Origin of the sequence: Delftia lacustris (assembly GCF_040267515.1) — a bacterium.
Classification (GTDB): domain Bacteria; phylum Pseudomonadota; class Gammaproteobacteria; order Burkholderiales; family Burkholderiaceae_C; genus Comamonas; species Comamonas tsuruhatensis.
On the sequence record NZ_CP141274.1, the window covers coordinates 3,424,726 to 3,445,150 of the forward strand.

The window sequence follows — 20,425 nt, forward strand, 5'->3', positions numbered from 1 at the left end:
GGAGGAACTCAGGTGGATACAGGAGGGTGGCTTGGAACGTGCGGAGCCCGTCAGGCGCCGGGCTTGAGATCGACGTGGATATGGCCTGCCGAGGGGAAGGTGCAGCAGGCCAAGGCATAGCCGGCTTCCTTTTCCCTGTCGCTGAGGCAAAAGTCCGCCTCCAGCCGTGAACTGCCTCCCGTGATGCGGATGCGGCAGCTGCCGCAGATGCCGGCCCGGCACTGGCTGCGGATGGCAATGCCCACGCCTTCCAGGATTTCCAGCAGGCTTTTGCCGGACGCGGCTTCGACGATCTGCCCGCTGTGCGCGATCTGCAGCTGGCATGCCTGCGCGGTCTCGCCTGGCTGGGCGGTGGATGCGGCAGGCGGCGTGAAGGCCTCGATATGCTGTATGGCACCGGGAAAGCAGGCCCGCGCATGCTCGCGAAAGGTCTGCGCAAAGGCGTGGCCGCCACAGATGACGACGGCCTGGGGCTGGCCCAGCGCCAGCAGGGACTGCTGCGAGGGGCGGCCCGGCACGAAGGGCCCGTGGGCGGCAATGTCTTCACGCGTGATGTGGATACGCAGGTCGAACCAGGGGGCCGTTTCGCACAGCTGCTGCAGCTCCTGCAGGAACGGAATGTCGGCCATGCGCGCAAAGCACAGCAGCAGCGTGGTGCGGGGCACGCGCCGGCCCTGCTGGCGCAGCCGGTCCAGTTCGCGCAGCAGCGCCAGCGGCAAGGTCAGGCCGATGCCGCCGGCCAGCATGACCAGGCAGTCCAGGCCCAGCACCAGGTCGGCCGTGATGTCGCCGGCCACGCCGCCCAGCGGCAGCGTGGAGCCTGCGCGCAGCACCGCATGCATGTGGTCGGAGACGCTGCCCCGGCCCGAGCTTTTGACGGCAATGTCGAACTGGCCGGCGCCGTCGTGCTCGCTGCAGGGCTCGTAGCGGGTGATGGAGTACAGCCGCTGCTGCATGGTGCCACGGGCGTCGGCATGCTCGATGGCCACATGCCGGCCGGGCCGCAGGCCGCCGAGGAATTGCGCCGAGGCGCCCTGCACGCGCAGGGTGTAGACCATGACGCCGCCCGCCTCTGCCCGTGCAGCGGCGCAGCGCGCGAGCATGCTGCCTGCCTGGAGGGCGGCGCTCATGCCTGCATCTCCTCGAGGACCGAGGACACCAGCGCCACGCTGCCGCCCAGGTTGCGGCCCGCCAGGCCGATGCGGTCGATCAGGCTTTGCACCGAGTCGGTGTAGACGCCGATCTCGTTGCTGTCGCCCACGTCGTGCAGGATGTCGCGCGCATGCGGCATGCCGACCATGGTGAAGACGGTGGACCAGGCGCCCAGTTCGTTGTTGGCGAACATCTGCACGGTCTTGAGGATGATGGAGCGCAGGTAGCTGCGCTCGCGGTTGCTCAGGCCCTGGACGATGTCGGTGGCCACCGAGCTGAAGACGCTGGAGTGGCTCCATTCGTCCACGGTGTGGGTGCGCGTGACCTCGTGGCAGATGGGCTGGATGCTGCGGTCCTCGGCCATGGTCTTGAGGTAGTCGGTGATCAGGGTCTCGCTGGCGCAGGCAATGGCGAAGCGGGCCAGGCGGCGCTCCCATTCCGCGCCGCACTGCGCCAGCACGCCGTTACGCCAGCCGACGAGGTTGAAGTCCGCGTAGTCCAGCGGCGCCAGGCCGCGCATCTCGTAGATGTAGTTGCAGGCCATGATGGACATGCGGGTGTGCAGGGCCTCGTCCAGCAGGGCCTGGGACATGACGTCCTGCAGCAGCGCCCGGTTGGCGCTGGGCGGCGGGGTCTTGATGATGTCCTCGCAGGCCGGCGTGACCACGTTGCACTCGATGTAGATGGTCTTGAGGTTGTAGATGCCCCAGGCGTAGGACAGGCATTGGTCGCGCAGGTGCTGTGGCGCCTCCACCCATGCCTGGTGATCGCGAAACGGCAGCAGCGAGGCGGTGAAGTCCTGCCGGGCGGGGTCGAACGCCAAGCCGCAGTAATCAGGCAGGTCCTGATTCACGGCCGCTCTTGACTTCCAGAGCAGGGACAGCTTTTTGAGCGCATCGCGCACGGCGTCATCTGTCCGAGAGATATCGAGATTCATTTTTCAACTCCGTGTGATTGAACTTGATTGATCTGAGTCAAATCGCCTATTACCTCCCCCCGCTTTCTCCATCTGCCGCAATCACCAATGGTGCCGCAAATGGCACTGAAATTGACGCTGCAGATGGCAGATACGTTGTCATGGATTTCTTCACTCTGTCATATTCCACCTTGAATCAATCTCCCCGACTGCAGATTGCGGATGATTCCTGGCGGTATTGGATCTCATGACTTTCAACGTCTGGCGGCGAATTCTATGGAGAGAGCGTGGATTCAAACAGACCTATTTTCGCCATTGAACCAGACCGCTTTTTTCAACCGTTTACATTGGCATGCCACCTTAATTGGTCTGCTCACCCGCTGAAACATGGTCGGAATCAAGGCAGCTGCACTTTGTAGACTGCCCATTACCGATGCGCCCTGGTTTCCAAATCCTTCCATAACCCGGGCGCTGCCGATTCCCGTGCTTCAGCGCCTCCAAGACAGCCAATGCGACATGGACGATTTATCGCTCCCCAGAATCAATTCCCTGGAACTCCAACACGCGGACAGCGAGGCCTGGGACGCCATAGCGGCCGAGCGGACACGGCAGGCGCGTTCGATTGAATTGATTGCCTCTGAAAACTTCGTGAGCCGCGCGGTGATGGAGGCGCAGGGCTCGGTGCTGACCAACAAATACGCCGAGGGCTATCCCGGCGTGCGCTACTACGGCGGCTGCGCCAATGCCGATGCCGTGGAGAACCTCGCCATTGCGCGTGCCAAGGCGCTGTTCGGCTGCGCGCACGCCAACGTGCAGCCGCACTCGGGCAGCCAGGCCAACCAGGGCGTGTACCTGGCGTTCCTGGAGCCCGGCGACAAGATCATGGGGCTGGACCTGCGCTCGGGCGGGCACCTGACGCATGGCTCCAGCGTGAGCGTGTCGGGCAAGTGGTTCCAGTCCATCAGCTACGAGGTGGACGCCCGCTCCCAACTCATCGACATGGACCAGGTGCGGCGCATTGCGCTGAAGGAGCGGCCCAGGCTCATCATTGCCGGAGGCTCGGCCTATTCACGGCAGATGGACTGGGCCGAGTTCCGGCGCATTGCCGACCGGGTGGGCGCCATCTTCATGGCCGACATCGCGCACGTGGCGGGGCTGGTGGCCGCGGGCGTGTTCCCCTCGCCCGTGGAGCACGCCCATGTGACCACGACCACCACGCACAAGACGCTGCGCGGGCCGCGCGGCGGCATGATCCTCTCGGCCGACGCCGAGATCGCCAGGCGCATAGACGCCGCCGTGTTTCCGGGCCTGCAGTCCGGGCCGCTGATGCATGTGGTGGCGGCCAAGGCGGTGGCGCTGGGCGAGGCGCTCAAGCCCGCCTTCCGTACCTATGCGCGGGCCGTGGTGGACAACGCCCGCGTGCTGTGCGACCGGCTGTCGCAGGGCGGGCTGTCCGTGGTGTCCGCAGGCACGGACTGCCATCTGGGCGTGATCGACCTGCGCCCCTGGGAGCTGACGGGCAAGGCCGCCGAAACGGCGCTGGAGCAGATCGGCATCACGGTCAACAAGAACGCCGTGCCCGGCGATGGCGCGCGGCCACTGGTGACCTCGGGCATCCGCGTGGGCAGCGCGGCCTGCACCACGCGCGGCATGGGCGCCGACGAGTTCCGCGAGATCGGCGACATGATTCTTGCCACGCTGGGCGGCATACGCAGCGGCACCATGAACGCGCGCACGCTCAAGTCCATCCACGAAGGCGTGTCCGACCTGACCGCGCGCTTTCCCCTGCCCTACTGAGGCATGCAGCGTCCGGCGTCTCCCAACCTGTCAGGGTTTTCGCAGCGCGTTGGCCAGGCGCAGCACGGCGGCCTCGATCTCGTAGGCCGTGAGCGAGGCATAGCCCAGCAGCCAGCCCGGCTGCCGCTGCTCGCCCGCGTACAGGCGGCTGAGCCCCTGCAGCAGCACGCCGGCCGCGGCGGCGCGGCGGATGGTGTCTTCCTCGGACCAGCCGGGCTCCAGCAGGCAGGGCACCTGCATGCCGCCCTGGGGCCGTGGCGCGGTGACGATGCCGGCCAGGTGCCTGCCTATGGATTCGAGGATGACCTCGCGCCGCCCCGCATACAGCTTGCGCATGGCCCGCACGTGGGAGTTGTAGTGGCCGTCCTCCATGAAGCGCGCCAGCGTCAGCTGCTGGATCTGGGGCGTGTGCCCGTCCATGATGCTGCGCGCCTGGACAAAGGCGCGCACCAGCTCCTGCGGCAAGGCCATGTAGCCCATGCGCAGGCCCGGGTACAGGGTCTTGCCGAAGGTGCCGATGTAGATGGTGCGCGCGTGCTTGTCCAGGCCTTGCACGCAGGCGGTGGGCATGCCGTCGTAGTGGAATTCGCTGTCGTAGTCGTCCTCGATGATCCAGCGCCCGCGCTCGAATGCCCAGCGGATCAGGTCCAGCCGCCGCTCCAGCTGCATGGTGACGCCCGTGGGGTACTGGTGCGATGGCGTGACATAGACGCAGGTGGCGCCGCTGCGGTCGGCATGCAGCAGGTCGGTGCGAATGCCTTGCGCGTCCACGTCGATGGGCAGGACCTTGGCCTCGGCCGACTCGAAGGCCTTGCGGGCGCCGAAGTAGCCCGGGTTCTCCAGCAGGATGGGCCGGCCCGCATCCACCAGCAGCTGCGCGCACAGGAACAGCGCCTGCCGCGTGCTGCTGAGCACCACGATCTGCCCGGCGTCCACCTTGGCGCCGCGCTCCAGGTTGAGGTAGGTGGCAATGGCCTTGCGCAGCGGCTCGGCGCCCTGCGGGTCGCCGTGCAGCAGGACGCTGGCCCGGTAGTCCTTGAGAGCCTGCCGCTGCAGCCGCTCCCAGACATCGGTGGGAAAAGTGCGCGTCTCGGGCAGGCCGGTGGCAAAGGCCCGAATGGTCTGCTGGTCGGCGATGCCGCCGCCATCGACGATGGCCTGGCCGCGCCGGCTCAGGCCGGCACCGGCCCTTATGGCACCGACAGCACCAGCCGCACCGGCCGCATGGGCGCTGCGCTCGTGCTCGGGCAAGCGGCCGCGCCGCGCCGCCCGGCCCCGCAGCTCGGTGCCGATGGTCTCGGAGACATAGCTGCCCGATCCCTGGCGCCGCACGATGAAGCCGTCTCGGTGCAGCTGGGTGTAGGCGTTCTCCACCGTGTCGCGGGCAATGCCCAGCGAGTCGGCCAGCGAGCGCGTGGCCGGCAGCTTCAGGCCCGGCAGCAGCGCCCCATCCAGGATCAGCGCACGCATGGCGCGCTGCACCCGCTGGTGCAGGTCCAGCTGGCGCAGGTCGGCATCTCCCATGCGGATCTTCAGGGTCTCAAGCTCGAAGGTCTTGCTCATGCGGTCTGCCACCTTTCATCTCATTGCACCTCTTTGGCAGGCCATTGTACTGACGCAAATGCTGCGCGCCCATTGCAAAGTGGTCTGCAACAAGAGAGCGAAGTGTATGGATCATTCAGTCCACTTCGGCGCTCAAATACCCCTTTCCCCAGACAGCCAGGAATCCAACCCCCAAGGAAAACGAGAAGACCATGCCTTCATCAGACACACACTCACCCCTTCGCTTCAGCGACCTCATCCACCCCGTGGTGGCCGGGCTGATCTCGGTCATCGTCAACTACGGCGGCACCTTCATCCTGGTGTTCCAGGCCGCCAAGGTGGCCGGCCTGAGCCCGGAACTCACGGCTTCGTGGGTGTGGTCGATTTCGATTGGCGTGGGCGTCACCGGGCTGGTGCTCAGCTGGCTCTCGCGCGAGCCCATCATCACGGCCTGGTCCACGCCGGCCGCCGCCTTCCTGGTGACGGCCCTGGCCACCACGCCGTATGCCGAGGCCGTGGGCGCCTATGTGGTGTCGGCCGCGGCCTTCGTGGTGCTGGGACTGTCGGGCTGGTTCGAGCGCGTGATCCGGCTGATTCCGCCCGGCGTGGCCTCGGGCCTGCTGGCGGGCATCCTGCTGCAGTTCGGCATCAAGGCCTTTGGCGGCATGAGCGTGGACCCGATGCTGGCCGGCCTGCTGATCGTGGCCTACGTTCTGCTCAAGCGGCTCACGGCGCGCTATGCGGTGGTCGGCATCCTGGCGCTGGGCCTGGCGTTCCTGCTGGCGCAGGACCGTGTGGACCTGTCCGGGCTGCAGCTGCAATTCGCGGCGCCCGTGTTCACGCGGCCCGAGTTCACGCTCAACGCCCTGCTCAGCGTGGCCCTGCCGCTGTTCCTGATCACGCTGACCGGCCAGTACATGCCCGGCATGCTGGTGCTGCGCAACGACGGCTTCAGGACCAGCGCCAACCCCATCGTCACGCTGACGGGCCTGGGCTCGCTGCTGATGGCGCCGTTCGGCTCGCACGCCTTCAACATCGCCGCCATCACGGCCGCCATCTGCACGGGCAAGGAGGCGCATGAAGAGCCGTCCAGGCGCTGGATCGCGGGCATCGCTGCGGGCGTGTTCTACATCCTGGTGGGTGTGTTCGGCGTCACGCTGGCGGCCGTGTTCATGGCGTTCCCGGCCACCTTCATCACCACGCTGGCGGGCCTGGCGCTGCTGGGCACCATCGGCGGCAGCCTGGCCAATGCGCTGGCCGATGCCAAAACCCGCGAGGCCTCGCTGATCACCTTCCTGGCCGCCGCCGCCAACATTTCCATGCTGGGCATAGGCGGCGCCTTCTGGGGCCTGGTCATCGGCCTGGTGGCCCATGCCGTGCTCAACGGCCAGTGGCCGCGCCGGACCGCACGCAGCGAGGCGGGCACCGGCAACGTGCCCGCCGCCGATGCCGCCATCAAAAGGAGCTGAAACCATGCTTGCGACACAAGACACCACCGGCGGCACCGCCCAAGCCGCCGACACCCTGACGCGCCACGACCAGCACGGCCGCTACCCCCAGGCCGAGACGGTGGACGATTTCCGGCACAACCTGGCCACCGTGCAGGCGCGCATGGCCGCTGCCTGCCGCCGCGCAGGGCGCGACCCGGCCAGCGTGCGCCTGCTGCCCGTGAGCAAGACCAAGCCCGAATCCAGCCTGCGCCTGGCCCACGCGGCGGGCTGCCGCATGCTGGGCGAGAACAAGGTGCAGGAAGCCTTCGGCAAATGGGAGGCCATGCAGGACCTGGCCGATCTGCAGTGGTCCGTCATCGGCCACCTGCAGACCAACAAGGCAAAGCTCGTGGCACGCTTTGCCAGCGAGTTCCAGGCGCTGGACAACCTGCGCGTGGCCGAGGCGCTGGACCGCCGCCTGCAGGCCGAAGGCCGGGCGCTGGACGTGTTCGTGCAGGTCAACACCTCGGGCGAGGCCAGCAAGTACGGCCTGCCGCCCGACGAGGTGCAGGGATTCCTCCAGGCCCTGCCCGCCTTCAGTGCGCTGCGCGTGCGCGGCCTGATGACGCTGGCCCTGTTCTCCAGCGAGGCCGAGCGCGTGCGCCAGTGCTTCGTGCTGCTGCGCAGCCTGCGCGACCAGCTGCGCCAGGGCGCGCCGGCGGGCATCTCGCTGGATGAACTGTCCATGGGCATGTCCGGCGACTTCGAGATCGCCATCGAGGAAGGCGCCACCGTGGTGCGCGTGGGCCAGGCCATCTTCGGCGCCCGCGCCCAGCCGGACAGCTTCTACTGGCCCGCCGGCGGCCCTGATCCCACCGCCCTGGCGCTGCCCTGAACGCGCCCCCTCGCCACCCTTTTCGATTCAACCCTGACCCCGCTTGAGGACCTTGACATGCAAAAAGCCATGCAACCCCTTGATTCCCGCCTGATGAAGGCCTATGCCCGCCAGCCCGTGTCCTTCGTCCGTGGCCGTGGAGCCCGGCTCTGGGACGAGCACGGCACCGAATACCTGGACGCCATTGCCGGCGTGGCCGTGACCGCCCTGGGCCACGCGCACCCGGAGATCGCCGCCGTGATCGCCGAGCAGGCCGGCCTGCTGCTGCACACCTCCAACGTGTTCCGCATCGACTGGCAGGAACGCCTGGGCCAGCGCCTGTGCGCCCTGGCCGGCATGGAGACGGCCTTTTTCTGCAACTCCGGCGCCGAGGCCAACGAGGCCGCGCTCAAGCTGGCGCGCCTGCACGGCCACCGCAGGCAGGCGGCGCGGCCGCAGATCCTGGTGATGGACAACGGCTTTCACGGCCGCACGCTGGCCACGCTGTCGGCCACGGGCAACCCGGCCAAGCAGCGCGGCTTCGAGCCGCTGATGCCGGGCTTCGTACGCGTGCCCTATGACGACATCGCGGCCGTGCACCACGCCGCCGCCCAGCATGGCGACATCGTGGCCGTGCTGATCGAGCCCGTGCAGGGCGAAGGCGGCATCCGCCTGGCCAGCCCCGACTACCTGCGCCAGCTGCGCAGCCTGTGCGACCGGCACGGCTGGCTGCTGATGCTGGACGAGATCCAGACCGGCCTGGGACGCACCGGCGCCTGGTTCGGCCACCAGCACGCGGGCATCGCCCCCGATGTGATGACCCTGGCCAAGGCCCTGGGCAACGGCATTCCGATCGGCGCCTGCCTGGCACGCGGGCCTGCGGCCGACCTGATCTCGCCCGGCCAGCATGGCTCCACCTTTGGCGGCAACCCGCTGGCCTGCCGCGTGGGCTGCACGGTGCTGGACATCATGGAGACCGAGGACATCCCCGGCCGCGCCAGGCAACTGGGCCGGCGCCTGCTCAACGGCCTGCAGCAGGCGCTGCACGGCCACCCCGACGTGCTGGCCGTGCGCGGCCAGGGCCTGATGGTGGGCATCGAGCTGAACCGCAACTGCCAGGACCTGGTGGGCCGCGCGCTGGCCCAGCAGCGCCTGCTGATCACGGTGACGCGCGAATCCACCATCCGCCTGCTGCCGCCGTTGATCTGCGACGAGCGCCAGATCGACGACATCGTCGCCCGCCTGGCCTGCCTGCTGGAGTCGGCCAGCGCCGCGCAGGCAGGCGCACCCGCCGCAGGCCAGCTGGCGGCTGCATGACCATCGCTCCCTACAGCCCTTGCCCCCATACAGGAACCATTCACCCATGTACGACGCATCCCTGACCCTGGCCGACTTCGACCTGCAGCTGGCCAAGGCCATCCAGAGCGAGAAACGCCGCCAGGAAGACCATGTGGAACTCATCGCCTCCGAAAACTACGCCAGCCCGATGGTGATGGCGGTGCAGAACTCGGTCTTCACCAACAAGTACGCCGAGGGCTACCCCGGCAAGCGCTACTACAGCGGCTGCGAGAACGTGGACGTGGCCGAGCGCCTGGCCGTGGAACGCGCCATGGCGCTGTTCGACTGCGACTACGCCAACGTGCAGCCCCATGCCGGCGCCCAGGCCAATGCCGCCGTGTTCCTGGCGCTGGCCCAGCCCGGCGACACCGTCATGGGCATGAACCTGGCCCAGGGCGGCCACCTGACGCATGGCAACCCGTCCAACTTCTCGGGCCGCCACTACCGCATCGTCCCCTACGGCCTGGACCCCGCCACGGGCCTGATCGACTACGACGAGATGGAGCGCATCGCCCTGGAGCATCGGCCCCGCATGCTCATCGGCGGCTTCTCTGCCTACTCGCGCCACAAGGACTGGGCCCGCATGCGCGCCATTGCCGACAAGGTGGGTGCCGTGTTCTGGGTGGACATGGCCCATGTCGCAGGCCTGGTGGCTGCGGGCGAATACCCCAGCCCACTGCCCCACGCGCATGTGGTCACCAGCACCACGCACAAGACGCTGCGCGGCCCGCGCGGCGGCCTGATCCTGTCCAAGGGACAGGACGAAACCTTCAACCGCCGCCTGAGCTCGGCCGTGTTCCCCGGCGTGCAGGGTGGGCCGCTGATGCATGTGATCGCCGCCAAGGCCGTCGCCTTCAAGGAGGCGCTGCAGCCCGGGTTCAAGGCCTATCAGCGCCAGGTGCTGGCCAACGCCCGCGCCATGGCCGCCGTGATCCAGCAGCGCGGCTACCGCATCGTCTCGGGCGGCACGGACAACCACCTGATGCTGATCGACCTGTCCGACCGCAGCTACACCGGCAAGGACGCCGACGCCGCGCTCAGCGAGGCGCACATCACCACCAACAAGAACACCGTGCCCAACGACCCGCGCTCGCCCTTCGTGACCTCGGGCCTGCGCATAGGCACGCCCGCCGTCACCACGCGCGGCTTCGGCGAGGCGCAGTGCAAGCAGTTGGCCGGCTGGCTGTGCGATGTACTCGATGCGCTGGACGCGCAGGAAGGCGCCCGCTTTGCCAAGGTGGCGGCGCAGGTGCGCGATCAGGTGACGGAGCTGTGCCGTCGGTATCCGGTGTATGAATGAACCACGGACATGAATCGCTCTCGGCACTGACAACAGCGCAGGGCCTCCAAGCTACGTCCAGGCAAGAGGTAGAACCGCAGCAAGGACAGCAACTACCGGGAAAGGCGGTTTTTGATTCTGTCCACGCCTGCTTTACCCAGCGCAAGTGATCGTCTTGCCGCCTCCTTCAGTTGCGCGGGCTCTGGCAAAACCTGGCTCGCCAACGTACCCACTCGCAGGGCAGATTGCCGGACCTGGTTAACTGTCGAGTCGGCAGCATCGCGCAACTCTTCCATGCTGGGCAAATTCTTGCTGGCTTCCCTCAGCGTACCGCCGACGCCGTCGGCAACTTGTCCGGCCCGGAGGTGGGCCTGAGCCCAAGCCTTGGACATCCCCCCCTCCGGAACTTGCGAAAGCGTGGCAATGCAGGCATTCAGCAACGTGTGTTCAGACTCTGAAAGTGGTTTGCCCGTCTCCAGCAGAGACCTTAGAAAGTCACCCAGATCGGCAGCGATCGCCAAATGATTGCAGTCCGGGTTGGCGTGGAGGAAGGTGGCAAGCTCTTGGGCAACGTCCTGCGGCTGACCCTGTCCAAGTTGGCTTTCCAGCAGCGGGACGGCCTGACCGACGAAATTCGGGTCAAACCCCCACTCTTCCACCAAATGCTCCACCAGCACGCTGCGCTGTTCCTGGTCGATTTTTCCGCCTACAGCAGCAATTCGTAGGGCAAGCGGTGCAATCAGGTCGAACAACGACAAGGCAAGCACATCGAGAGGCGTATTCAGGAATTTGGGGATCTCAATGACCCGAGATCCACGGCTGTTGGCAAACATGCGATAGAGCCCATAGCAAGCTCCTCCCGAGGCCAATGCAGCAAAAGCGACCCACCCAAGCGGTGTGGCAGCGGTTCCAATACCGATTGCGCCCAATAGCCCAGATGGCGCAAAGAATGTTGAAGCCACCAGACTCGACTTGGCGACTGCCGCGCCAGTTCCAGCAGCCCCCAGAACATCCCACAGCTCACGGCCCCGGTTGACCATTCGCAAAGAGCGATAGGCGTTCTCTCCAATCGCCAACTTTGCCTTGAACCGCAGCGGCTCGGCAACAACCTGCTCCACACCGTCCAGAGTGAAATTTTCGCTGGAAATTTCATGGATTTGCTTCATGCCAGCGCCGCTTTGAATTGCGCAACAAACAGGCGGATCCTGTCTTGCAGATCTGGAAAATCCATCTCTTTCTTGGCTCCGTAGGCAATGCCCAATGCAATCGCCAGCGGGCTCAACAACGCTCCAAGCAATGTTCCTATCAGCGGTACTGCGCTCAACAATGCACCGACCACCAAGGCAACCGCTGTGGCGAATGCCAAGGTGGGGAACTGATCTAGCGTAAGAAAGATGAGATCAAGAATCTTCCGCCCGATGCGCACCAGTCGGCGTCCGACCTGCGATGACAAGCGCAGCAGATTGGCCAGGATGGCCTTCGCATCAGCGGAAACATTCAAACCCTCGATTTTTTGAAGCAAGGCGCGTTCAGTACGTTTGGTGTTCTGAAAGAATTTCGCCTCATTGGGTATTGAACCCTTGTCGTGATCATCAGGCTCGCTGTTCGACTGGCTCGCTTGCGGCACTATTTCCATGGCGGCGGCTTGTATCAGTGAAGAAAGGACACGGAACGGAAGCCTGCATTATGTCGTTACACATGCCCGCGATCCGCATGGCTTCACCAGTCGAAGCCCGTTCTTTTCATTCGTCATGACACCGGCATGCTCCGCACTGCCTTGAACCCCGTCAAGGACTGGCGCAGGCGCCGTCCATCCCCGCCATCTCCGCCAGCTTCTGCACGCGCGAGCGCTGGTCCAGGCAGGCCTGGTGCTGGGCTTCGGCCGCCTTTTGCTGCGCCAGCTTCGCGGCCTTGGCGCGCTCGGCCTGCAGCTGGGCGATGCGCTCGCGGATCTGGGGCATGGCGGCCACGGCGGCCTTTTCGCCTTCAAGAATGGCGCTGGCGCGCTGGGTGAAGTCGGCCGGGCCGATGTCCAGCACCTTGGGGCGGATGGTGATGTCGGCGCGGGCCAGCTCGGCCTGGCCCAGCTTCTGGCCCATGATGGCAATGGACTGGCCCAGGGCGCCCAGCATGTTCTCGGGCGCCTTGCCACGGGCCTTGTTGGAGATGTCCACGGCGATCACCAGATCGGCGCCCAGCTGGCGCGCGGCGTCCACGGGCACGGGGCTGGTGATGCCGCCATCGACGAAGTGGAACTTGCCGATGGCCACGGGCTGGAACACACCCGGAATGCTGCTGGAGGCACGCACCGCCTGCCCCGTATTGCCGCGCGCGAACACGGTGCGCTCGCCGTCTTCCAGCCGCGTGGACACGGCCACGAAGGGCTTGGCCAGTTGCTCCAGCGGCTTGCGGCCCACCTGTTCGTTCACATAGTCTTCCAGCTTCTGTCCCACCAGCAGGCCGCCCGAGGACAGCTGCAGGTCGCGGATCCTGGTCTCATCCAGCGCCACGGCCTTTTCCTGCAGCTCGAAGGCGTTCATGCCGCTCGCATACAGCGCCCCCACCACGCTGCCCGCGCTGGTGCCGGACACCACCGCGGGCGCAAGGCCATTGGCTTCCAGCATCTTGATGACGCCGATATGGGCAAAGCCCTTCACGGCCCCGCCGCCCAGGGCCAGACCGATCCTGATGGGCGCCACGGGTGTGCCCGGCGCGGTGGGCGTGGACTCGGGCGTGGCCGCCGAGGGGCTGGGCGGGTTGCTGCCGCAAGCGGCCAGCCCCGCCAGGCTCAGGTACACCAATGGACGCAAAAGGGCTTGGAGGCGCATGCCGGAAGATCCTGCTGTCGGATGACGAGATTCGGGGCGGGCAGTATAGCGGCAGGGGCAAACCACCGCCGGAGACGCATCATGCTGCGGACGGCAGAGGGCGTCCTGAGGTCGCTCAGGGATGCGTGGGCTCAAACCGCTGGATTCGCGCCAGCACGTCCGCCATGGCATCGCGGGCTTCGGCAAGGTCGTAGTCGGACTGCAGGTTGAGCCAGCTTTGCGCGTCCGTGCCAAAGAAGACCGCAAGGCGCAGCGCCGTATCCGCCGTGATGCCGCGCATGCCCTTCACGATCTCGTTGATGCGCCGGGGCGGAACATCGATGGCCTTTGCCAACGCGTACTGGCTCAGGCCCATGGGTTCGAGCCACTCGTGCATCAGGATTTCTCCTGGGTGCGGCCATTTGACTTCGCGGGTCATGTTGTAGTCCTTTCAGTGGTAATCCACGATCTCGACCTGGCTGGCATGGCCATCTGCCCAGACGAAGCAAAGGCGCCATTGCTCATTGATCCGAATGCTGTACTGGCCCCTGCGGCTTCCTTGAAGAGCCTCCAGTCTGTTGCCTGGCGGAATGCGCAGGAACTCCAGGGAGGTCGCGGCGTTCAGCTGCACAAGCTTGCGCATGGCAGCGGCCTCCAGGTTGGCGAACCGCGCAACGCGCTTGCCAAGCATCAATGCCTGGGTGTCTGCACATCTGAAATCGAGGATCATGGATCAATAATAACGACTCCCGTTATTAGCTGATGCTTACCCCGCCTGCAGTTAGGCCCTCTTGCATCAACTCCGGGGACTGAGCAACTCCCGCATCCCCTGCACAGCCTCCCGTAAAAACCCCCAGACCGCCTCGATGCGCTGAACCTGCCGGGCATCCGAGGGCATGCTCATCCAGAAGGTGCGGGTGAAGCAGGCCTCGGCGGGCAGCACGCGGCTGAGCACGGGGTCGCGGTCGGCGATGAAGGCGGGCAGCACGGCCAGGCCGGCGCCGGCGCGCACGGCTTCGTACTGGGCGGTGATGCTGGTGCTGCGAAAGGCAAAACGCTCGGGCTGGAACAGGGTGGACAGCAGCTGCAGCTCGCGCGTGAACAGCAGGTCGTCCACATAGTGGATGAAGCTGTGGTGGCGCAGGTCCTCGGTGCGCGCCACCAGCGGGCGGCGCGCAAGGTATTCGCGCTGGCCGTAGAGGAAGAGCCGGTAGTCGGTGAGCTTGGTGACCACGGCCGAGCCGCGTGTGGGGCGCTCCAGCGAGATGACGATGTCGGCCTCGCGCCGCGACAGGTGCAGCAGGCGCGGCAGGGCCAGCAGATCGATGCTCAGCAGCGGATGGCGCTGCGTCAGCGCGGCCAGCTGCGGGGCCAGCAGCTGGGTGCCGAAGCCCTCCGTGGCGCCCACGCGCACCAGGCCGGACGGTCCCTGGCTGGTGGATTCGGCCGCCAGCGGCATGCGCTCCAGCCCGGCTGCGGCGCGCTGCATGGCGTCTGCCACACCCAGCAGCTGTCGGCCGGCCTCCGTGGGCCGCCATTGGCCCGCTTCGCGTTCGAAGAGCACGGCCCCCAGCTGCTTTTCCAGGGCCTGGATGCGGCGCGACACCGTGGTGTGCTCCACGCCCAGTTGCCGCGCGGCGGCGGCCATGCTGCCGCTGCGCGCCAGCTCGCCAAAGAATCTCAGGTGGTCCCAGTCCATGGGTCGAGGCCGCCTCAGTCGGCTGCGGCGCGGCGCGCGGCCAGCGTGCTGGGCGCACGCGCCAGCTCGTCGTTTTGCCGCACCAGGACGGCCATCATGTCCATGAACAGGCCCCGCTGCTCCTGCGGCAGCGGCTCCAGCATGCGCTGCTGGGCCCGCAGCACCGAGGGCTCGGCAGCGGCCAGCAGCGCAGCGCCTTCTGCGGTGACCGACAGCAGGCGCACGCGCCGGTCGGCCGGGCTGGTGTTGCGCACCATGAGGCCGCGCGCCTCCAGCCGGTCGATGACGCTGCCAATGGTGGAGGTGTCGAAACCGATCATCCGCGCCAGCGTGCGCTGGTCCACGCCGGGCTGGCGCAGCACGGCAGACAGCGCCGCGTACTGCACGGGGGTCACGCCGAATTCCTGGGTCTCTTCCATGAAGACGGCCACCGCGATCTGCTGCAGGCGGCGGATGTGGTAGCCGGGGTAGTTTTCTAGTTCTGCGGGTTGGTAGTCCATGGCCATTGCGCTCTTTTCCGGGTCCCTGCGGGCAAGCGCAGATGTTCGCATGAACCGCGCCCTCCGTTGGCGTTGGCTGGCGGACAGGTGATTCACCCGGACATGCTGTCCACCACCGTTTGGCCTGCATCCAGGGAAACCCCAGGCTGGCCTGATGCAAATCAACACTACACTCATCGTCAGCATACTGTTTAATTAGTCGCGACGCAGCTGACCCGCAGGCTGGCGACACGCACCACGAAGCACAGGACATCCATGAGCACCAGCATTTCTTCCCGGGCGCTGCCCGTTCTTGTGGCAGGCGGCGGCATTGGCGGCGTGGCGGCCGCGCTGGCCCTGGCGCGCCAGGGATTCGCCGTCAAGGTGCTGGAGCAGGCGCCGCAGCTGGGCGAGATCGGCGCCGGCATACAGCTGGGGCCCAACGCATTCGCGGCCTTCGACGCGCTGGGCATTGGCGAGCTGGCCCGTGGCCGCGCGGTCTATACCGACGAGATGGTGATGCACGACGCGCTCGATGAGCGGCTGGTCGGCCGCATTCCCACGGGCGAGGCGTTTCGCGCCCGCTTCGGCAACCCGTATGCGGTGATCCACCGCGCCGACATCCACACCTCGCTGCTTGAAGGCGCGCGCACCCACGGCCAAATCGAGACGCTGACGGGCACGCGCATCGAAGCCGTGCAGCAGGAGGGTGACACCGTCACCGTGCGCGACCAACACGGCCAGGTCCATGTGGGCCAGGCCCTGATCGGCGCCGATGGCGTGAAGTCCGTGGTACGCCAGCAGTACGTGGGCGATGCGGCGCGTGTCTCCGGCCACGTGGTGTACCGCGCCGTGGTGGAGAAGAACGACTTCCCCGAGGACCTGCGCTGGAACGCGGCCAGCATCTGGGTCGGCCCCAACTACCACCTGGTGCACTACCCGCTGCGCGGCGGCGAGCAGTACAACGTGGTCGTCACCTTCCACAGCCGCGAGCAGGAGGAATGGGGCGTGCGCGAAGGCAGCCGCCAAGAGGTGCAAAGCTACTACAGCGACTGCTGCCCGCGCGCGCGCCAGCTCATAGACCTGCCCAAAAGCTGGAAGCGCTGGGCCACGGCCGACCGCGAGCCCATTGGCCAGTGGAGCTTCGGCCGCGCCACGCTGCTGGGCGATGCGGCACACCCTACCCTGCAGTACATCGCCCAGGGCGCCTGCATGGCGCTGGAAGACGCGGTGACGCTTGGCCAGGCGCTCAAGCGCTGCGGCAACGACTGGCCGCAGGCGCTGCGGCTGTACGAGCGCTCGCGCATCGCCCGCACGGCGCGCGTGGTGCTGTCCGCGCGCGAGATGGGCCGCATCTTCCACGCCAGCGGCGTGGAGCGCCTGGTGCGCAACGACCTATGGAAAGGCCGCACGCCCCAGCGTTTCTACGACGCCATGGAATGGCTGTACGGCTGGAAGGCCGAAACCTGCCTCGCCGAAGACTGAACACAAGGAGACCGCCATGCAAGAACTTGGCCGCCTGGAAGACCTGCCCCAGGACTATCGCGACGAACTCACGCGCAACAACCTGGTGCCGCTGTGGCCCAGCCTGCGCAACGTGATGCCGCCGCACACGCCGCGCCCGCGCACCCAGCCGATTGCCTGGCCCTACCAGGCCATCCGCCCGCTGCTCATGCAGGCCGGCGAGCTGACGCCCATCGAAAAGGCCGAGCGCCGCGTGCTGGTGCTGGCCAATCCCGGCCATGGGCTGGAGAAGATGCAGGCCAGCTCCTCCATCTACCTGGGCATGCAGCTGCTGCTGCCCGGCGAGTGGGCGCCCTCGCACCGCCACACGCCCAATGCCGTGCGCATGGTGGTGGAGGGCCAGGGCGCATGGAGCCTGGTCGATGGCGAGAAATGCCCCATGGAGCGCGGCGACCTGATCCTCACGCCCACGGGCCTGTGGCACGAGCATGGCCATGACGGCGACGAGCCCGTGGTCTGGCTCGATGTGCTGGACCTGCCCCTGGCCTACTACCTGGAAGTCACCTACCACGTGGACGGCCCGCGCCAGCCCGCCCTGCCCGGCCGTGGCGACCGGGCGTATGCGCGCGGCGGCCTGGCACCCACGCAGGTGTTCGCCCGCAGCGCCAAGGCCTACCCCATGCTGCGCTACCCATGGAAGGATGCCCGCGCCGCGCTGCTGGAGCTGGCCGCCGACCGGCCGGACCTGGACTGCGTGCAGCTGGCCTACACCAACCCCGAAACCGGGGCCGACTGCGAAAACATCCTGGGCTTCTACGCGCTGATGCTGCGCCCGGGCCAGACGCTGCAGCTGCCCGCGCGCTCGCCGGCCTGCGTGTTCCATGTCATCGAGGGCGGCGCCAGCGTGGCCGCCGTGGACCGCCACTTCGACCTGGCCCCGGCCGACACCTGCTGCGTGCCCGGCTGGGCGCCCGCCACGCTGGCCAATGCCAGCGCCAGCGAGCCCGCCTTCCTCTTCCTGGCCGACGAGGCGCCTTTGCACCGAAAGCTGGGCCTCTACGAGGTCCGGCCTTGAATCCTCCGATGTCTCTTTACTCCCCCATCGCCAATACCATGACCGCCCCCCAATACCTCTGGACCCCGCCCCCCGTCCAATCCCTGCCCGTGCGCGGCAGCACGCAGCGCCTGCCCGTGAACCGCCTGTTCTTCGTGGGCCGCAACTACCACGCCCATGCCGTCGAGATGGGCCGCCCCGTGGACAAGAGCGTGGAGCGCCCCTTCTACTTCACCAAGGCCCCCTCCACCCTGACCGACTCGGGTGCCACGGTGGCCTACCCGCCCGAGACGAACAACTACCACTTCGAGATGGAACTGGTGGTGGCCATCGGCAAGGCGGGTTTTCGCATTGCGGCGGACCAGGCGCATGAACACATCTACGGCTACGCCTGCGGCCTGGACATGACGCGCCGCGACCTGCAGCTGGTGGCGCGCGACAAGGGCCGGCCCTGGGACCTGGGCAAGGATGTGGAGCAGTCCTCGGTGGCCAGCGAGATCGTGCCCATGCCGGGTCAGGTGATCGAATCCGGCGCCATTGCACTGGCCGTCAATGGCGAGACCAGGCAGCAGTCCGACGTGGACAAGCTGATCTGGAACATCCGCGAAATCATTGCCGACCTCTCGCTGTTCTATCACCTGCAGCCCGGCGACCTCATCTACACAGGCACGCCCGAAGGCGTGGGCGCCGTGCTGCCGGGCGACCGCATCACCGGCCATGTGCAGGGCGTGGGCGAGATCGCGCTCACCGTGGGCCAGCCTGAATAAGACCGGGGAGACCACCACCATGAAGCTCTACAGCTTTTTCCGCAGCGGCACCTCGCACCGCCTGCGCATCGCGCTCCACCTCAAAGGCCTGCGCCCTGACTATTTCCCCGTGGACCTGCGCGTGGACGAGCAGGCCCAGGCACCGTTCAAGCAGGTCAACCCGCAGGGCCTGGTGCCGGCGCTGACGCTGGACGATGGCCGCACGCTGATCCAGTCGCCGGCCATCATCGAATGGCTGGAAGAGCGCCATCCCGAGCCGCCGCTGCTGCCCGCCGACCCCGAGGACCGCGCCCAGGTGCGCGCGCTGGCCGCCATCGTGGGCTGCGACGTGCATCCCATCAACAACCGCCGCATCCTGCAGACCCTGCGCCGCCAGTTCGGTGCGGACGAAGCCGCCATCAATGCCTGGTGCGCCACCTGGATTGCCGACGGCTTCGACGCCATCGAGGCCCTGCTGGCCCGCGACACGCGGCGCGGCGACTTCTGCTTCGGCCACGCACCCACGCTGGCCGATGTCTACCTGGTGCCCCAGATCGAAAGCGCACGCCGCTTTGGCGTGGACCTGAACCGCTGGCCGCTGATCAGCGCTGTGGACAGGGCCTGCGCGGCCCTGCCCGCCTTTGCACAGGCCGCGCCCCTGGCCCAGCCTGACGCCGGCTGAACCTCGCCTGAACCCCGCCGCGCCTTTGCCGGCAGCCCTAACCCGCCCCGAGTCCTCGCCAGAAGGACCGGGGCATTGCAAGCAGTGAAAAAAGCAGATCCAACAGGAGACAGACTGTGAAAGCATCCCCATCCAGCCGCCTCGGCACCGCCCCCTCCCGCCGCAAGGCCCTCGCAGGCGCCGCCCTGCTGCTGGCCTCCATCGCCCCGCTGCATTGCGCCTGGGCGCAGGCAGGCTCCAGCAGCGCCGCCAGCTTTCCCACGCGCCCCGTCACCGTGATCACGGCCTTTGCCGTAGGCAGCGGCCCTGACGCCGTGCTGCGCATCGTGGGCGAAAAACTGGCCGCGCGCTGGAAGCAGGGCGTGACCGTGGACAACCGCCCAGGCGGCGGCGGCTTTGTCGCCATCGAAGCCGCACGCCGCGCCAAGCCCGACGGCTACACCCTGCTGCAGCTCGACAGCGAACATGTCTCCGCCCTGCCCTACCTCTACAAGCAGCGCAACTTCCATCCGCTGCAGCACTTCGACCCGGTGGCGCCGCTGTTCCTCACGCCCTTTTTCGTGGCCGTGCCCACGAACTCGCCGTGGAAGAGCATGGGCGACCTGATCAAGGCGGCCAAGTCCGAGCCCGGCAAGGTCAGCTACGGCTCCTGGGGCGTGGGCAGCCCCGGCCACCTGGGCGGCGAATGGCTGGACTTCCTGACCGGCAGCAAGATGACCCATGTGCCCTACCGCGAGGTCAGCCAGCTCTACACCTCGGTGGCCAATGGCGATCCGGCCTGGAGCTTTGCCAGCCTCCCCTCCAGCCAGGGCATCTACAAATCCGGCAAGATCCGCTACCTGGCCGTGGCCGCGCCCCAGCGCATCGCCCAGATGCCCGACGTGCCCACCGTGGCCGAATCGGGCGGCCCCGCCGACCTCATCGTGAACTCCTTCGTCTCCCTGCTGGCGCCCAAGGGCGTGGACGCCACCCTGCGCGACAAGATCCACGCCGACGTGGTCGCCGTGCTGCAGGACCCGCAGGTGCGCGAGAAATTCGCCACCTTCGCCTTCCAGCCCATCACCTGGGAGGTGCCGGAAATGGAGAAATTCGCCAGGACCAAGGCGGACCAGTACAAGCTGCTGATCCAGAAGGCGAATATCAGCCTGGATTGAGCCCGGCGCCTG

General features: G+C 67.1%; 20 protein-coding genes. 10 read left to right on the top strand and 10 right to left on the bottom strand.

Annotated elements, in window-relative coordinates:
* Positions 1 to 50: 50 nt before the first annotated feature.
* Together U6958_RS17065 and U6958_RS17070 are read right to left on the bottom strand one after the other, a co-directional pair.
* Positions 51 to 1,130 (bottom strand): 2Fe-2S iron-sulfur cluster-binding protein, encoded by a 1,080-nt coding sequence (locus U6958_RS17065; protein WP_074922159.1) that lies wholly within the window; start codon positions 1,128 to 1,130, stop codon positions 51 to 53.
* Positions 1,127 to 2,089: a diiron oxygenase gene (locus U6958_RS17070; RefSeq protein ID WP_074922162.1), complete on the bottom strand. Its 963-nt coding sequence runs from the start codon at positions 2,087 to 2,089 to the stop codon at positions 1,127 to 1,129. The genes U6958_RS17065 and U6958_RS17070 overlap by 4 nt, the downstream gene beginning before the upstream one ends.
* 495 nt (positions 2,090 to 2,584) lie before the next feature.
* Between U6958_RS17070 and U6958_RS17075 the strand changes: the two genes are divergently transcribed.
* Positions 2,585 to 3,865: a serine hydroxymethyltransferase gene (locus U6958_RS17075; RefSeq protein ID WP_191625561.1), complete on the top strand. Its 1,281-nt coding sequence runs from the start codon at positions 2,585 to 2,587 to the stop codon at positions 3,863 to 3,865.
* A gap of 30 nt (positions 3,866 to 3,895) precedes the next feature.
* Here the strand turns inward: U6958_RS17075 and U6958_RS17080 are convergent, their stop codons facing one another.
* A complete protein-coding gene (locus U6958_RS17080) occupies positions 3,896 to 5,428 on the bottom strand; it encodes a PLP-dependent aminotransferase family protein (protein WP_074922168.1) in 1,533 nt (510 codons plus the stop codon).
* 191 nt (positions 5,429 to 5,619) lie between these two features.
* Here U6958_RS17080 and U6958_RS17085 point away from each other — a divergent pair, with 191 nt between their 5' ends.
* From U6958_RS17085 to glyA, 4 genes are all read left to right on the top strand, one after another.
* Positions 5,620 to 6,876, top strand: coding sequence for a benzoate/H(+) symporter BenE family transporter (locus tag U6958_RS17085; protein WP_074922171.1), 1,257 nt, complete (start codon positions 5,620 to 5,622; stop codon positions 6,874 to 6,876).
* 4 nt (positions 6,877 to 6,880) lie between these two features.
* The gene (locus U6958_RS17090) at positions 6,881 to 7,732 is read left to right on the top strand and encodes a YggS family pyridoxal phosphate-dependent enzyme (RefSeq protein ID WP_074922174.1); all 852 of its coding nucleotides are present in this window, start codon (positions 6,881 to 6,883) and stop codon (positions 7,730 to 7,732) included.
* Between the two features lie 69 nt (positions 7,733 to 7,801).
* Positions 7,802 to 9,028: an aspartate aminotransferase family protein gene (locus U6958_RS17095; protein ID WP_074922377.1), complete on the top strand. Its 1,227-nt coding sequence runs from the start codon at positions 7,802 to 7,804 to the stop codon at positions 9,026 to 9,028.
* 46 nt (positions 9,029 to 9,074) lie between these two features.
* Positions 9,075 to 10,349 carry a serine hydroxymethyltransferase gene (glyA, locus tag U6958_RS17100; protein WP_074922177.1) on the top strand — a complete coding sequence of 425 codons (1,275 nt, stop codon included), beginning with the start codon at positions 9,075 to 9,077 and terminating at the stop codon, positions 10,347 to 10,349.
* Between the two features lie 92 nt (positions 10,350 to 10,441).
* Here the strand turns inward: glyA and U6958_RS17105 are convergent, their stop codons facing one another.
* The 7 genes from U6958_RS17105 to U6958_RS17135 form a co-directional block, all read right to left on the bottom strand.
* Positions 10,442 to 11,494: a hypothetical protein gene (locus tag U6958_RS17105; RefSeq protein ID WP_074922180.1), complete on the bottom strand. Its 1,053-nt coding sequence runs from the start codon at positions 11,492 to 11,494 to the stop codon at positions 10,442 to 10,444.
* Positions 11,491 to 11,964, bottom strand: coding sequence for a hypothetical protein (locus U6958_RS17110; protein WP_050042469.1), 474 nt, complete (start codon positions 11,962 to 11,964; stop codon positions 11,491 to 11,493). The genes U6958_RS17105 and U6958_RS17110 overlap by 4 nt, the downstream gene beginning before the upstream one ends.
* 151 nt (positions 11,965 to 12,115) lie before the next feature.
* Positions 12,116 to 13,156 carry a patatin-like phospholipase family protein gene (locus U6958_RS17115; protein WP_074922183.1) on the bottom strand — a complete coding sequence of 347 codons (1,041 nt, stop codon included), beginning with the start codon at positions 13,154 to 13,156 and terminating at the stop codon, positions 12,116 to 12,118.
* Positions 13,157 to 13,271: 115 nt separating this feature from the next.
* A complete protein-coding gene (locus tag U6958_RS17120) occupies positions 13,272 to 13,574 on the bottom strand; it encodes a HigA family addiction module antitoxin (protein WP_074922185.1) in 303 nt (100 codons plus the stop codon).
* 12 nt (positions 13,575 to 13,586) lie between these two features.
* Positions 13,587 to 13,865, bottom strand: a complete 279-nt coding sequence (locus U6958_RS17125) for a type II toxin-antitoxin system RelE/ParE family toxin (protein WP_013802475.1) — start codon at positions 13,863 to 13,865, stop codon at positions 13,587 to 13,589.
* A 66-nt stretch (positions 13,866 to 13,931) separates the two neighbouring features.
* Positions 13,932 to 14,834: a LysR family transcriptional regulator gene (locus tag U6958_RS17130; RefSeq protein ID WP_013802476.1), complete on the bottom strand. Its 903-nt coding sequence runs from the start codon at positions 14,832 to 14,834 to the stop codon at positions 13,932 to 13,934.
* Positions 14,835 to 14,848: 14 nt separating this feature from the next.
* Entirely contained in the window at positions 14,849 to 15,385 is a 537-nt protein-coding gene (locus U6958_RS17135) for a MarR family winged helix-turn-helix transcriptional regulator (protein WP_012205532.1), read from the bottom strand.
* Positions 15,386 to 15,589: 204 nt separating this feature from the next.
* On the opposite strand from U6958_RS17135, the gene U6958_RS17140 reads away from it, so the two are divergent.
* The 5 genes from U6958_RS17140 to U6958_RS17160 all read left to right on the top strand — a co-directional run bounded on the left by U6958_RS17140 (position 15,590) and on the right by U6958_RS17160 (position 20,413).
* Positions 15,590 to 16,798: a 3-hydroxybenzoate 6-monooxygenase gene (locus U6958_RS17140; RefSeq protein ID WP_074922187.1), complete on the top strand. Its 1,209-nt coding sequence runs from the start codon at positions 15,590 to 15,592 to the stop codon at positions 16,796 to 16,798.
* A gap of 16 nt (positions 16,799 to 16,814) precedes the next feature.
* Positions 16,815 to 17,852: a cupin domain-containing protein gene (locus U6958_RS17145; RefSeq protein WP_012205530.1), complete on the top strand. Its 1,038-nt coding sequence runs from the start codon at positions 16,815 to 16,817 to the stop codon at positions 17,850 to 17,852.
* Positions 17,853 to 17,890: 38 nt separating this feature from the next.
* On the top strand, positions 17,891 to 18,598 hold the full coding sequence (locus U6958_RS17150) for a fumarylacetoacetate hydrolase family protein (protein ID WP_017407799.1): 708 nt from the start codon (positions 17,891 to 17,893) through the stop codon (positions 18,596 to 18,598).
* 19 nt (positions 18,599 to 18,617) lie between these two features.
* Entirely contained in the window at positions 18,618 to 19,259 is a 642-nt protein-coding gene (maiA, locus tag U6958_RS17155) for a maleylacetoacetate isomerase (RefSeq protein WP_017407800.1), read from the top strand.
* A gap of 116 nt (positions 19,260 to 19,375) precedes the next feature.
* Entirely contained in the window at positions 19,376 to 20,413 is a 1,038-nt protein-coding gene (locus U6958_RS17160) for a tripartite tricarboxylate transporter substrate binding protein (RefSeq protein WP_074922189.1), read from the top strand.
* The last annotated feature ends 12 nt before the right edge of the window (positions 20,414 to 20,425 follow it).

Bases quoted from the DNA above. Each gene is read 5' to 3' on its own strand.
- U6958_RS17065 (WP_074922159.1), bottom strand. From the start codon at position 1,130: ATGAGCGCCGCCCTCCAGGCAGGCAGCATGCTCGCGCGCTGCGCCGCT.
- U6958_RS17070 (WP_074922162.1), bottom strand. From the start codon at position 2,089: ATGAATCTCGATATCTCTCGGACAGATGACGCCGTGCGCGATGCGCTC.
- U6958_RS17075 (WP_191625561.1), top strand. From the start codon at position 2,585: ATGGACGATTTATCGCTCCCCAGAATCAATTCCCTGGAACTCCAACAC.
- U6958_RS17080 (WP_074922168.1), bottom strand. From the start codon at position 5,428: ATGAGCAAGACCTTCGAGCTTGAGACCCTGAAGATCCGCATGGGAGAT.
- U6958_RS17085 (WP_074922171.1), top strand. From the start codon at position 5,620: ATGCCTTCATCAGACACACACTCACCCCTTCGCTTCAGCGACCTCATC.
- U6958_RS17090 (WP_074922174.1), top strand. From the start codon at position 6,881: ATGCTTGCGACACAAGACACCACCGGCGGCACCGCCCAAGCCGCCGAC.
- U6958_RS17095 (WP_074922377.1), top strand. From the start codon at position 7,802: ATGCAACCCCTTGATTCCCGCCTGATGAAGGCCTATGCCCGCCAGCCC.
- glyA (WP_074922177.1), top strand. From the start codon at position 9,075: ATGTACGACGCATCCCTGACCCTGGCCGACTTCGACCTGCAGCTGGCC.
- U6958_RS17105 (WP_074922180.1), bottom strand. From the start codon at position 11,494: ATGAAGCAAATCCATGAAATTTCCAGCGAAAATTTCACTCTGGACGGT.
- U6958_RS17110 (WP_050042469.1), bottom strand. From the start codon at position 11,964: ATGGAAATAGTGCCGCAAGCGAGCCAGTCGAACAGCGAGCCTGATGAT.
- U6958_RS17115 (WP_074922183.1), bottom strand. From the start codon at position 13,156: ATGCGCCTCCAAGCCCTTTTGCGTCCATTGGTGTACCTGAGCCTGGCG.
- U6958_RS17120 (WP_074922185.1), bottom strand. From the start codon at position 13,574: ATGACCCGCGAAGTCAAATGGCCGCACCCAGGAGAAATCCTGATGCAC.
- U6958_RS17125 (WP_013802475.1), bottom strand. From the start codon at position 13,865: ATGATCCTCGATTTCAGATGTGCAGACACCCAGGCATTGATGCTTGGC.
- U6958_RS17130 (WP_013802476.1), bottom strand. From the start codon at position 14,834: ATGGACTGGGACCACCTGAGATTCTTTGGCGAGCTGGCGCGCAGCGGC.
- U6958_RS17135 (WP_012205532.1), bottom strand. From the start codon at position 15,385: ATGCGAACATCTGCGCTTGCCCGCAGGGACCCGGAAAAGAGCGCAATG.
- U6958_RS17140 (WP_074922187.1), top strand. From the start codon at position 15,590: ATGAGCACCAGCATTTCTTCCCGGGCGCTGCCCGTTCTTGTGGCAGGC.
- U6958_RS17145 (WP_012205530.1), top strand. From the start codon at position 16,815: ATGCAAGAACTTGGCCGCCTGGAAGACCTGCCCCAGGACTATCGCGAC.
- U6958_RS17150 (WP_017407799.1), top strand. From the start codon at position 17,891: ATGACCGCCCCCCAATACCTCTGGACCCCGCCCCCCGTCCAATCCCTG.
- maiA (WP_017407800.1), top strand. From the start codon at position 18,618: ATGAAGCTCTACAGCTTTTTCCGCAGCGGCACCTCGCACCGCCTGCGC.